This is a genomic window from Clostridium sp. MCC353 (genome assembly GCF_018785315.1).
Lineage (GTDB): Bacteria > Bacillota > Clostridia > Lachnospirales > Lachnospiraceae > CHH4-2.
On the sequence record NZ_WQPN01000008.1, the window covers coordinates 75,908 to 88,731 of the forward strand.

At 48.6% G+C, this 12,824-nt stretch carries 9 protein-coding genes; 6 read left to right on the forward strand and 3 right to left on the reverse strand.

Translation table 11 applies throughout. The annotated features are described in order from the left end of the window. Nucleotides 1-40 precede the first annotated feature (40 nt). The 3 genes from trxA to nagA all read left to right on the forward strand — a co-directional run bounded on the left by trxA (nt 41) and on the right by nagA (nt 3,430). Nucleotides 41-358, forward strand: coding sequence for a thioredoxin (gene trxA, locus GPL15_RS02360; RefSeq protein ID WP_215695591.1), 318 nt, complete (start codon nt 41-43; stop codon nt 356-358). Nucleotides 359-374: 16 nt separating this feature from the next. Beyond that, complete coding sequence (locus tag GPL15_RS02365; protein ID WP_215695593.1) at nt 375-2,069, forward strand: FAD-dependent oxidoreductase; 1,695 nt, start codon at nt 375-377, stop codon at nt 2,067-2,069. A gap of 212 nt (nt 2,070-2,281) precedes the next feature. After that, nucleotides 2,282-3,430: an N-acetylglucosamine-6-phosphate deacetylase gene (nagA, locus tag GPL15_RS02370; RefSeq protein WP_215695595.1), complete on the forward strand. Its 1,149-nt coding sequence runs from the start codon at nt 2,282-2,284 to the stop codon at nt 3,428-3,430. A 488-nt stretch (nt 3,431-3,918) separates the two neighbouring features. Here the strand turns inward: nagA and GPL15_RS02375 are convergent, their stop codons facing one another. From GPL15_RS02375 to GPL15_RS02385, 3 genes are read right to left on the reverse strand one after another with little or no spacing between them, the layout of a single operon-like run. After that, nucleotides 3,919-5,325 (reverse strand): HAMP domain-containing sensor histidine kinase, encoded by a 1,407-nt coding sequence (locus tag GPL15_RS02375; RefSeq protein ID WP_215695597.1) that lies wholly within the window; start codon nt 5,323-5,325, stop codon nt 3,919-3,921. Then, a complete protein-coding gene (locus GPL15_RS02380) occupies nt 5,322-6,032 on the reverse strand; it encodes a response regulator transcription factor (protein ID WP_215695599.1) in 711 nt (236 codons plus the stop codon). Before GPL15_RS02380 ends, GPL15_RS02375 begins: the two co-directional genes overlap by 4 nt. Before the next feature lie 14 nt (nt 6,033-6,046). Further along, nucleotides 6,047-8,446, reverse strand: a complete 2,400-nt coding sequence (locus GPL15_RS02385; protein ID WP_215695600.1) for an endonuclease MutS2 — start codon at nt 8,444-8,446, stop codon at nt 6,047-6,049. A gap of 230 nt (nt 8,447-8,676) precedes the next feature. On the opposite strand from GPL15_RS02385, the gene GPL15_RS02390 reads away from it, so the two are divergent. From GPL15_RS02390 to rlmD, 3 genes are all read left to right on the forward strand, one after another. After that, nucleotides 8,677-9,990 (forward strand): PDZ domain-containing protein, encoded by a 1,314-nt coding sequence (locus tag GPL15_RS02390; protein WP_215695602.1) that lies wholly within the window; start codon nt 8,677-8,679, stop codon nt 9,988-9,990. Nucleotides 9,991-10,135: 145 nt separating this feature from the next. Then, a complete protein-coding gene (locus GPL15_RS02395) occupies nt 10,136-11,083 on the forward strand; it encodes an HD domain-containing protein (protein WP_215695604.1) in 948 nt (315 codons plus the stop codon). 346 nt (nt 11,084-11,429) lie between these two features. Beyond that, a complete protein-coding gene (gene rlmD / locus GPL15_RS02400) occupies nt 11,430-12,794 on the forward strand; it encodes a 23S rRNA (uracil(1939)-C(5))-methyltransferase RlmD (protein ID WP_215695606.1) in 1,365 nt (454 codons plus the stop codon). Nucleotides 12,795-12,824: the final 30 nt, after the last annotated feature.

Genomic DNA, 12,824 nt, shown 5'->3' on the forward strand with positions numbered 1-12,824 from the left:
TAAACATGAACGATGAACATGATGAAAAGGAGAGATAAATATGTCTGTTTTTTCTGTAACAAGGGAGAATTTTAATAAAGAAGTTTTAAATTCCAAGGAGCCGGTGCTTCTGGATTTCTGGGCCGGCTGGTGCATGCCCTGTAAGATGCTTTCGCCGCTGATTGATAAAGTGGCCAGCGAAAACCCGTCAATTAAAGTCGGAAAAGTCAATGTGGAAGAGGAACAGGAACTGGCGGAACAGTTTCAGATCATGGGCATACCTGCCCTGGTGCTGATGAAGGACGGTAAACAGGTTTCCGGATCGGTGGGGCTTCAGCCTAAGTCCAGGATTGAAAAAATGATTAAAGAGTACATTTAGAGAAGGAGGAACGGATATGAGAGTATTGATTGTCGGCGGTGTGGCCGGCGGAGCGACGGCAGCGGCCCGTCTCCGCCGTTTGGATGAATCAGCGGAGATCATTGTATTTGAAAGGGGCGGATATGTGTCTTATGCCAACTGCGGCCTGCCTTATTATATCGGCGGGGTGATTGAAGAGAAGAAGAAGCTGACTCTTCAGACGCCGGAAAGCTTCTGGAACCGTTTCCGCGTGGATGTGCGGGTAAAGAATGAAGTCACGGACATTGACCCGGCGGCGAAGACCGTGACGGTCAAGCGTTTGGAGGACGGAAGCGAGTATACGGAACACTATGACAAACTGATCCTTTCTCCGGGCGCTAAAGCCATAGTTCCTCCATTTCCCGGAATTGATAATGACAAGATTTTCACCCTGCGGACCGTGGAGGACACCTACCGGATCAGGGAGTATATTGAGAAAAATAAACCCGGCCGGGCCGTTGTGGTGGGAGGCGGATTTATCGGCCTGGAGATGGCTGAAAACCTGATCCATTGGGGAATTGACACCACGCTTGTACAGCGGGAAAACCAGATCATGCTGCCCTTTGATTACGATATGGCCTGTGAAATGCATTCTTACCTGAGAGGAAAGGGCATGGATCTGAGAGTGAACGCGGAAGTGAATGGATTTTCGGATGAAAATGGAAACGTGGTGACTCATCTGAAAAATGGAGATGGAATAGAAGCGGATTTTGTAATCCTGGCAATCGGCGTGACGCCGGACACTAAGCTGGCCGAAAAAGCCGGTCTGGAACTGGGGATCAGAGGCGCCATCCGGGTGAACGAACACATGCAGACTTCGGAGCCGGATATCTATGCTGCCGGTGATGCGGTGGAAGTGAAAAACTTTGTGACTGGTGAGCGGACATTGGTGTCGCTGGCAGGCCCGGCCAACAAGCAGGGGCGCATTGCGGCGGACAATATCTGCGGGCGGAACAGCACATTTAAAGGATCACAGGGGTCTTCCGTATTGAAGATGTTTGATATGACAGCGGCATCTACAGGAATTAATGAAAAAATGGCCAAAGAATCGGGAATTCCTTATGATAAAGTGGTGACGTACAGCGTTTCCCATGCCACATACTATCCTGGCGCCACCAATATGACCATAAAAACCCTGTTTTCACCGGAAGACGGCCGGATTTTAGGCGCCCAGATTGTGGGATTTGAAGGCGTCGACAAGCGGCTGGATGTGATGGCGTCAGCAATTCATGCCGGTATGACGGCGGAGGATTTGACGGAACTGGATCTGTCCTATGCTCCTCCCTACTCGTCGGCCAAGGACCCGGTGAACATGGCCGGTTATGTGATTGAAAATATTATGACAGGCAATGTAAAACAATTTCACTGGCACGATGTGGAGCGGCTGACCGGCGATGATTCCGTCACCATGCTGGACGTGAGAAATGTCAATGAATACGAAAAAGGCCACATCCCCGGAACTGTGAATATTCCTCTGGATGAACTGAGAGAGCGTATGAAAGAGCTGGATCAGGCGAAAGATATCTATATAAACTGTCACAGCGGCCTCAGAAGCTATATTGCATGCAGGATTTTAACTGCCAGCGGGTTCAACTGTTATAATTTATCAGGCGGATTCCGTTTTTATGAATGCATGCTAAATGACCGTATTTATGATGAAAGCCCGGTTCATCCGTGTGGGATCAGAATTTAGATTCGCTCTAACCCGTGATGAATCTGCCGGATAATTTTGCAGTGACTGTTTACAGCCCCCTCTGGCGGACCCGCCAGAGGGGACTGTGAACAGTCATATTTTGCAGGATAATAGATATGGATTGAAAAAAACTGTAAAACATCGTAGAATAGAGAACGTAGACAGTTAAAAAAATATCAAGCCGTTTATTCGGCAGAATAGAGGGATAAAATATGGTGATACAAAGTAAAAAAGTCTGGATTGCCGGACAGTTTCTGGATGCGCAGTTAGAGATCAGGGATGGAAAAATTGAAGCGGTTTATCCATATGATTCTCACCCGGCTGACAGAGATTACGGAGAGGACCGGATCGTACCCGGTTTTATCGATGTTCATACACATGGTGCTTATGGCTATGATACCAATGACGGTACAGAGGAAGGGCTCAGGGACTGGATGAAGCGGATTCCCAGTGAAGGCGTGACCTCCATCCTCCCGACGACAGTTACCCAGATGCCGGATGTGCTCACCGCTGCGGTGGCAAACGTGGCAAAGGTGGTGAAAGACGGTTATGAGGGAGCCGAGATTCTGGGCATTCATTTTGAAGGGCCTTATCTGGATATGAAATACAAAGGCGCCCAGCCGCCGGAAGCCATTGCCAAGCCGGCAGTGGAACAGTTTCAGATGTACCAGGAAGCGGCCGACGGGCTGATCAAATACATCACTCTCGCCCCGGAACAGGATGAAGATTTCCAATTGACAAAATACTGCAGCAGCCATGGTGTGGTTGTGAGCATGGGCCACTCGGCGGCTAATTACAGACAGGCGATGATGGGAATCGCCCATGGAGCTACTTCCATGACCCATGTCTATAACGGCATGACGCCATACCATCACAGGGATCCGGGACTGGTTGGAACCGCATTCAGGGTCCGCGATATCTATGGGGAAGTGATCTGCGACGGATGTCACAGCAGCGTAGCAGCCCTCAATAACTTTTTCACAGCCAAAGGCAGGGATTTCGGAATCATGGTCAGCGATTCCCTGAGAGCAAAACACTGCCCTCCCGGCGGCAAATACCAGTTAGGAGGCCATGATATCGAGATACGGGAAAATGGCCTGGCTTACCTGAAGGGAACAGAAACCATTGCGGGGAGCACCCTGTATATGAACCGGGGGCTGAAGATCCTGGTGGAAGAAGCTATGGTGCCATTTGACACTGCATTAAATTCCTGTACCATCAACCCGGCCAGATGTCTGGGCGTGGACGACAGAAAAGGGAAAATTGTGGCCGGTTATGATGCCGACCTGGTGGTTCTGGACAGAGATTATGAGGTGGTTCAGACATATTGCAGAGGGAAAGAGATGGTTAATGACCGATAGGAAAGCAGCTATATGAAAAAACAGCCATGTGGGAGAGTAATCATATGGAAGTTTAATTAATGGAAGTTTAATCATATAGAAGTTTAATCAATCGGAGTTTAATCAATGGAAGTTTAATCAATAGAAGGTTAATCAATAGAAGGTTAATGAATGGAAGGTTAATGAATGGAAGGTTAATGAATGGAAGGTTAATGAATGGAAGGTTAATGAATGGAAGGTTAATGAATGGAAGAGCCGGTTCATGGATGAATGCAGATGATTCTGCAGCCCATCCATGAACCGGCTCTTATCTGTATCGTTTCTCTATTTTGGGAAAGGTGCACGTTTTGTAACAGTTCAGAACGCCTTATCTTCTTGACCAAAAAAGCCGGTCAAGAAGCATCGGATGTCCATCCGATGTGAAAATAGGTGAAGAAAAGTGCTTACAAGCGAGCTTGACGCGCCTTTTTTTACCTATTTTCCCGCCGTTCTGAATTGCTGCCATATTTTTATAAATTAGTGGAACGCGGCAGAGTGAAGATAAACTCCGTTCCCACGCCTTCCGTGCTGATTACGTCGATATTTTCCCCGTGTGCCTGGACGATCTCTTTTACGATTGACAGGCCCAGCCCGGTGCCCTTTTTGTCCTTGCCCCTCGACAAGTCGGATTTGTAAAAACGTTCCCAAATCTTTTTAATGCTGTCTTTTGGGATTCCGATTCCGGTGTCCTTGACGGAGATAAATGCCTTTTCGTATTTGGTAGAGGTCTGGATATAGATGACCGAATTATGATGGCTGAATTTGATCGCGTTGTCGATCAGGTTATATAAAACCTGCTGGATCTTTCCGAGATCGGCGTAAACCATCTGGATGCTGTCGGAAAATGTCAGGTCTATGACCAGATTCTTGGCGTCGCAGGTGCCTTCAAAGGAGGCGGCCACATCTTTAATGACCCGGTTGATATCAAAATTAGTCCGGGACAAATAACCCTTGCTGTCCAAAGAGTTCAGCGTCAGCAGACCCTGGGTCAGCTTGGTCAGGCGGGAGGTTTCGGACAGTACCAAATGGAGGTATTTATCGTACATCTCAGGCGGAATGGTTCCGTCCAGAATCGCTTCCAGATACCCTTTGATGGAAGTCAGCGGAGAGCGGAAATCATGAGAGACATTGGCGATAAAGGTCCGCTGGTATTCTTCCCCCTTATTGAGCTCGTCCGACATGTAATCCAGGGTTGCGGCCAGATATCCCATCTCATCCTGGGTCTCCAGCTTGATCTTGTAATCCAGGTTGCCCGCCGCGTATTCATTGGCCGCCGCAGTGATCTTTTTTAAAGGAAAATATACGGTTTTCGTGAACACCAGAAGGATGATTAAGGAGAGGGCAAACACAATTCCTGAGGTGATATATAAAATGTTCAGGATTCCATTCTGCGAATCCAAAATCTGGCTGATGGGCAGGTGGATGATCACATATCCGTGGGTTGTATAATTGCCCGTAATGGGGGCGGATACGCTCAGCACTTCGTATGGAAAGGAACCGTAATAATTGCCGATGCCGTAGGATTTGTTGCCCGTCAGGGTTGGGTCAAACCCCTCCACAACCTTGCCGATGCGGCTGGAATGGTTGCTGTCCACCGTAATGGTGCCCTTCCGGTCCACAACCCAGATTTCCGATTTCAGAAATGTGGAGACGGCCTGGAGCTGCGGATAAGCGCTCACAAGGTCGATATTCTGCCCTTTATACATGGCGCTGTACGACGAAGCGATGAGATTTGCTTCGTCGTACAGCGTTTCTGCCTTTTCATCAATCAGATAATGATAGGTGATTCTGGATGAAAATGTAGCAATTGTAATAAATCCCAAAAGGCCAAATACAAGATAGCCTATAATAAATTTGGAATAGAGGGAATGGGTCATCGTTTCACCTCGAATTTATAGCCGATGCCCCAAACCGTAGTGAGGGCCCAGCTTTCGTGATCCTTGATCTTTTCCCGGAGCCGTTTAATATGAACGTCCACCGTTCTGGTGTCTCCGATATATTCATATCCCCAAATATGGTCTAAAAGCTGCTCCCTTGTGAATACCTGATTGGGTGAGGATGCCAGGAAATATAAAAGTTCCAGTTCTTTAGGAGGCATCTCAATGGAGTGCCCCATGTAAATAACTGAGTAATTGGTCAGGTTTACAATCAAATCCGGATATTCCACATAGTCGCCCTTTTGCTCCGTCTGCGGCGCGGCCGGGGCGGGAGCGGCCTGATATCTTCTCAGCACAGCCTTTACCCTGGCCACCAGCTCCTTGGAGTCAAATGGTTTCATCATATAGTCGTCTGCGCCCAGTTCCAATCCCAGGACCTTATCGAAAATCTCCCCTTTTGCGGAAAGCATGATGATGGGAACCTGAGAGGATGCCCTCAGCTCCCGGCAGACCTGATAACCGTCAATCCCCGGCAGCATGAGATCCAGAAGTATGATATTAGGCTTAAAATCCGGAAATACACGGAGCGCCTCTTCTCCGTCATATACAATTTTGGTTTCATAGCATTCCTTCATTAAATAGAGGGAAATCAGTTCTGCGATATTCGCGTCGTCGTCAACAATTAATACCCGTTGTTTTTCTGCCATTATGCTCCTCCTGTTTATTTAAAGGTAACGATGGTTACCCCGGTGTCTCCTTCACCAAATTCCCCAAGGCGGAATTCCTTCACGTACTTGAGTTTTTTCAAATGCTTATGGACTCCGGCTTTCAAAGCCCCTGTGCCGCGGCCATGAACTACCCGCACCTGGGGAAGGTGGGCCAGATAGGCGTCGTCCAGATATTTATCCAGTTCCGGTATGGCCTCATCCACGGTTTTCCCGATCAGATTGATCTCCGGGGAAATGTTTGCGGACTTGGACATCTTGATCTTACCGCTGCCGCTCATCCCTTTTTTACCGCCTGCGCCGCCGGGAACCGACGGCCCGGTGATGGTGGCCTCGTCGATCAGTTCCAGGTCTTTAATATTGACCTGGGAACGGAGAATTCCCATCTGCACGAACAGGTTGCCTTTCGCGTCCGGCAGAGTGCTGACGGTTCCTTTTAGATTCATGGTGAGTACGCGGACGCTGTCGCCGATCTTCAAGCTCTTGGCGTTGACCGCTTTTTTCGGATTGGGCGCATTCTTAACCGCCAGATCTTTGTCCACGGAATTCAGCTTATCCCGCAGTTTGGCGCGTTCTGCTTCCAGCTCTTTGTTGTAGCCGGACTGGGAAGCCAGTTTGTTGACCCTGCGGATCACCTGGTCGGCGGTTTCCTTTGCCTCCCGGAGAATGCGCTGTGCCTCTTCATTGGCATTGCGGATCAGTGTGTCCTTCCGCTCATCCAGCCGTTCTTCTTTCTGTTCCAGCCGTGATTTCAGCCGTGAAATCTCCTGCTTATAGGATTGGATCTGCTCCCGCTCTTTTTCGATAGTAACCCGGCTTTCTTCCAGGCTGGCCAGCAGATCTTCAAATGTTTCGTCTTCCGCTTCAATGTGGCCCTTGGCCTCTTCGATGATGTAGTCCGGCAGCCCCAGCTTCTTGGAAATGGCGAAGGCATTGCTCTTGCCGGGAATTCCGATCAGCAGACGGTAGGTGGGCCGCAGGGTTTCCACGTTGAATTCACAGCAGGCATTTTCCACGCCTGGGGTTGTCAGAGCGAATACCTTTAATTCGCTGTAGTGGGTGGTCGCCATGGTGCGGCACTGCATGTTGTGGAGGAAAGAGAGGATGGCAATGGCCAGAGCCGCGCCTTCCGTCGGGTCAGTTCCCGCCCCCAGCTCGTCAAACAGGCAGAGGGAACGGCTGTCCGCTTTGCCCAGTATATCCACAATATTGGTCATATGGGAGGAAAATGTACTGAGGCTCTGCTCAATGCTCTGTTCATCTCCAATGTCCGCGAACACTTCGTCAAATACTGCCAGCTCAGACCCGTCAAATGCCGGAATATGGAGCCCGGCCTGCCCCATCAGGGTGAACAGTCCCACGGTCTTTAAGGAGACTGTTTTACCGCCTGTGTTGGGCCCGGTCACGATCAGAAGATCAAAGTCCCGGCCCAAATGGATATTGATAGGAACCACTTTCTGTGGATCTAAAAGGGGATGGCGTCCGTCTTTAATATTGACATAGCCTTTGTTGTTAAATACAGGCGCGCTGCATTTGTAATGTCTGGATAAGGCGGCCTTCGCGAAAATAAAGTCCAGTTTAGCCAAAAGCTGAAGGTTTAAACCCAGTTCCTCCGTGTAAGGGGCAAGCTGGACGCTCAATTCCGCCAAAACGGCTTCGATCTCCTTCTGCTCCTGAATCTCCAGTTCCCTGAGCTCGTTATTCAGCTTAATGATCGCCATGGGCTCGATGAACAAAGTGGAACCGGTGGAAGACTGGTCGTGGACCATGCCCGCAACCTGGTTTTTATATTCTGATTTGACTGGCAGGCAGTACCGTCCGTCTCTCATGGTGATAACCGGATCCATCAGGTAATTCCGGTTGGAATTGAGGATGGAGTTTAACTGGGTGTGAACCCGGTCGTTGATCACTTTCATGGAACGGCGCACATGGCGCAGCCCCGGACTGGCGTCGTCGCTCACCTCATCTTCAGAAATGATACAGCGCTTGATCTCCGCATTGACCGGAGTGAGGGGCTCCAGCGAGCGGAACATCTCTTCCAGGGAATCGTCGGGAAATTCGCCGGATTCTTCATGGCGTCCGTAATTCTTGGCTCTGGCCGAGATGGTTAACAGGGAACTGATGGAAAGCAGTTCCACAATCCCCAGGGAACTTCCGATTTCCAGCCTTTTCAAAGAATCCCTGATATCCCGGACCCCGCTGAAGGAAATGCTTCCTTTCTGGCGGATGCGGGTTACGGCATCGCTGGTTTCTGTTTGTGTTTGTATAATTTCATCCAGATCGGAGGACGGCACCAGGTTCCGGCAGAGTTCCTGGCCCGGCTGGGTGGTGGCGTATTCCGTCAACTGGCTGATAATCTTATGGTATTCCAATGTTTTTAATGCTTTCAAATTCATAGATACATACCTTTCATCACAGATAAATAAGGTCATGGTGCTGCTGTGGGATATGGGATAATTATGGAAATGCTGTAAAATAGGGGGATTTGGAGAGAAAATCCCCTTCACGCAAGTATAATATCCTGTCGATATTATACCATAAAAACTTTGATTTACTATCTTTTTCTTGCATAAATGGGAGAACCATCATATAATATATGTAGCTATTTTTTGAAGTGGAGGTTGCTATGCCAGATGTAAAAGGTCCTGACAAAGAAGCAGCTGAAAAACGCCGCTTTATGCGAGAGAAGATTGTAAGACAGCCGATGACAAAGAAGCAGATTGCTATGCGGGTTGCTGTCTTATTCTTTATTGCGCTTGCAGCAGGTGTGGCAGCGGGCGTCAGCTTTGCGGTAGCAAGGCCGATTGCGGACCGCTATCTTGGCAGCACTACGGAAGAGATGACGCAGATCACGATTCCAAAGGACGAGCCTGAGACGACCACACAGGCGCCGACAGTCGTTCAGACGACGGAACCCAAGGAGACAGAACCGATTGAAGAGATTCTTCAGTCGGCGATTGAGGATTATAAATTCACCATTGACGACTTTAACAGCTTATATGGGAATTTACGTACTATCGCCCAGGAGGCGGACAAGGGTGTGGTGACCGTCCATTCTGTAAAACAGCAGATGGATTGGTTTGATAACCCGATTGAAACCGCCGGCCTTTATGCGGGAGCGGTAATCGCCGCTACCAGAACCGAACTTTTGATCCTCACGCCGGAAGCGGCGGTGGAGAATGCGGATTCCATTAAAGTGGCATTCAGCGACGGCAGCGAGGTGAGCGGCGTCATGAAACAGGCGGATACCATTTCCGGTATGGCCATTGTCAGCGTCAGCACCGAGGCCATGGATCCCAATGCCTTAAAGAATGTGAAGGCCATAGAGCTGGGCAATTCCTACAGCGTGAAGCAGGGAGATATGCTGATCGCGGTCGGAGGGCCGGCAGGAATGGTGCATTCCACCGCATATGGAGATGTAACCTATGTGATGCGCAACGTCCAGGTTACGGACGGCACAAGCCGCATCTTGTATGTGGATTTATGCGGCAGCGCTTCGATGGGAACATTTCTAGTCAATACCAGCGGCCAGATGGTGGGCTGGGTGACGGATGAGTTCACGATGGAGGCCAGTCCCAATATGACCAGCGTCATGGCCATTTCCGATTATAAAGGCATTTTGGAGCGCATGAGCAATGGGCGTCCGGCCGCTTATTTTGGAATTATCGGCCAGGAGGTCAACGAGGCGATGATGGAGCAGGGACTGCCCGCAGGCGTCTACGCGGCTAATGTCATTGTAGAAAGCCCGGCGTACAACGCAGGCATACAGAATGGCGACATCATAACCAAGATCGGGGACCGGGAGATCCGCACCATGAAAGATTTCCAGGCCCAGGTGGAGAACTTAAACCCGGAAGAGGCCATAACTGTTCTGGTTCAGAGGAATGGAATTGACGAGTACAAAGAAATTGAATATCATATAACGATAGGAGCCAGGTAGCAGGTAGCGACTGGCTCTTCGTTTAGGGGATATGAGGCGTTTGGGGTATATAAGACGTTTGGGTATATAAAACGTTAAAGGAATATGAAAGATTTACAGAGTATAGAAGTTTTATGAGATAAAAGAAAGAGAGAATTGAAAAATTATGAGATATATTGAAATGTTCCGGGAAGGAATGCACATATCAGATGTTTATTTATGTAAAAACAAACAGATCGCATTGACGAAAGCGGGGAAAGAATACGGAAACCTGGTGCTTCAGGACAAGACCGGCACAATCGATGCCAAGATCTGGGATCTGGGCTCTCCGGGAATCGGAAATTTCGAGACAATGGATTATGTATACATTGATGCTGATGTGACAGTATTTATGAATTCCAACCAGCTCAGCATCAAACGCATCCGAAAGGCGGATGAAAGTGAATACATACCAGGAGATTATCTTCCTGTTTCCAAGAAAGATATCGGCCTGATGTATGAAGAACTGCTGGGTTTTATACGGACGATTAAAAATCCTTATCTCCGCCGCCTGGCCGACAGTTATTTTACGGACGACAAAGAATTCGCAAAAGCGTTCCAGTTCCACAGCGCCGCAAAAAGCGTGCACCATGGATTTGTGGGAGGGCTTTTAGAGCATACATTGAGCGTGGTTAAGCTCTGTGATTACTATGCAGGCTATTATCCTCTGATCAACAGGGATCTGCTGATCATCGCGGCCATGTTCCATGATATTGGAAAAACCAAGGAATTATCCGCATTTCCGGAAAATGACTATACGGACGACGGCCAATTGCTGGGCCATATCATTATCGGCACAGAGATGGTGGGCGCGCGTATCCGCTCCATTCCGGGATTTCCCGAGAAGCTGGCTGCTGAGCTGAAACACTGCATTTTGGCCCATCACGGCGAACTGGAATACGGATCACCTAAAAAACCTGCTCTCATTGAAGCGCTGGCCCTCAATTTTGCAGATAATACGGATGCAAAGCTGCAGACCATGACAGAACTGTTAAATGGGGCCGGGGAGAATAACGGCTGGCTGGGATTTAACAGGCTGCTGGACAGCAATGTGAGGAAGACATCGGAAGTGTAAACATTAAAAGAAGCGTTCTACTTTCATTCATGTGGGGGATACTGAATGAGTTGGAACGCTTTTATTGTTAGGCGAATCCCGCAGCCGGTGCGCGCTTAACGCTGCCGGGATTCATTTGTTTCATGTAATAATGATACAAAACAGTTGTGTACAAAGTTTTATCAATCTATAAAATAACAATAAATGGAAATGAAGTTTCTGTTACATTTATCTGTATATTTCTTGCGGAAATATGAGAAAAAATGGAACTGTTCAGAACGGCTGATCTTCTCCACCGAATTTTCCGCCGTCCTGTACTGTTACAAAAAATAATAATATATCAGTGATGCAAGACAAGGAGGACTATATGAATAAAAATGATCTGTTTACCGTTTTAATAGAGGATATGAGTGATACAGGAGAAGGAATCGGGAAAGTGGACGGATACATCTGGTTTATCAAGGACGCAATAATTGGGGACGAAGTGGAAGCAAAAGTGATGAAGATGAAGAAATCATACGGTTTTGCCAGATTAATCCGGGTAATCAAGCCGTCTCCCGACCGCGTGGAGGCCAAATGCCCAGTGGCCCGCCAGTGCGGCGGCTGCCAGCTCCAGGCCATGAGTTATGAAGCCCAGCTTAAATTTAAGGAAAAGAAAATTTATAACAATCTGCGCCGTATCGGCAAATTCACGGATGACCAGATCCACATGCTGCCGATTATCGGCATGGAAAATCCATGGAGATACCGCAACAAGGCCCAGTTTCCATTTGGCACGAATAAGGACGGTGTGACGATCACCGGCTTTTATGCAGGCCGGACCCATTCCATCATTGAAAATGAGGACTGCCTGCTCGGCGTGGAAGGGAACAAGGAGATTCTGGGCCGGATTAAGGGATTTATGAATGCTTACGGGGTTAAGCCGTATGACGAAGAAAGCCACACAGGCCTGGTCCGCCATGCCCTCATCCGGGTGGGATTCAAAACCGGCGAGATCATGGTTTGTCTTGTGATTAATGGGAAAAAACTTCCTTACGGGGAATATCTGGTGGAGAGCCTGAGGGAGATTCCGGGGATGACGAGCATTTCTTATAGTATAAACCAGGAAAAGACTAATGTCATTATGGGTAAGGAAGTGGTTAGTTTGTTTGGGCCGGGATATATTACGGATTATATCGGCAATGTAAAGTACCGGATTTCGCCCCTTTCTTTCTATCAGGTGAACCCTGTCCAGACGGAGAAACTGTATGGAACAGCTTTGGAATTTGCGGGACTTACAGGGGATGAGGTGGTCTGGGATCTGTACTGCGGGATCGGAACCATTTCGTTGTTTTTAGCGCAGAAGGCGAAGAAGGTGTACGGCGTGGAGATCGTGCCCCAGGCTATAGAGGACGCCAGGGAAAATGCGAGGATTAACGGAATTGAGAATGTGGAGTTTTTTGTGGGCAAGGCGGAAGAGGTGCTGCCGGAGCAGTTTGAGAAGAATAAGGTTCATGCGGATGTTATCGTGGTGGACCCGCCCAGAAAGGGATGCGATCAGGTTTGTTTGGAGACGATTGTGAAGATGAGGCCGGAGAAGGTGGTTTATGTGAGTTGTGACTCGGCTACGTTGGCGCGGGATTTGAGGTATTTGGTGGATTGGGGGTATGAGTTGGGAGAGGTTAGAGGGTGCGATTTATTCCCAGGATCGGTGCATTGTGAAGTTTGTGTCGAAATTCGTCGATTAAAATAGATAGTTTTGGAAAATAAAAGGTTAGGGGAT

Coding starts and splice junctions, on each gene's coding strand:
- trxA (WP_215695591.1), top strand. CDS start 41: ATGTCTGTTTTTTCTGTAACAAGGGAGAATTTTAATAAAGAAGTTTTA.
- GPL15_RS02365 (WP_215695593.1), top strand. CDS start 375: ATGAGAGTATTGATTGTCGGCGGTGTGGCCGGCGGAGCGACGGCAGCG.
- nagA (WP_215695595.1), top strand. CDS start 2,282: ATGGTGATACAAAGTAAAAAAGTCTGGATTGCCGGACAGTTTCTGGAT.
- GPL15_RS02375 (WP_215695597.1), bottom strand. CDS start 5,325: ATGACCCATTCCCTCTATTCCAAATTTATTATAGGCTATCTTGTATTT.
- GPL15_RS02380 (WP_215695599.1), bottom strand. CDS start 6,032: ATGGCAGAAAAACAACGGGTATTAATTGTTGACGACGACGCGAATATC.
- GPL15_RS02385 (WP_215695600.1), bottom strand. CDS start 8,446: ATGAATTTGAAAGCATTAAAAACATTGGAATACCATAAGATTATCAGC.
- GPL15_RS02390 (WP_215695602.1), top strand. CDS start 8,677: ATGCCAGATGTAAAAGGTCCTGACAAAGAAGCAGCTGAAAAACGCCGC.
- GPL15_RS02395 (WP_215695604.1), top strand. CDS start 10,136: ATGAGATATATTGAAATGTTCCGGGAAGGAATGCACATATCAGATGTT.
- rlmD (WP_215695606.1), top strand. CDS start 11,430: ATGAATAAAAATGATCTGTTTACCGTTTTAATAGAGGATATGAGTGAT.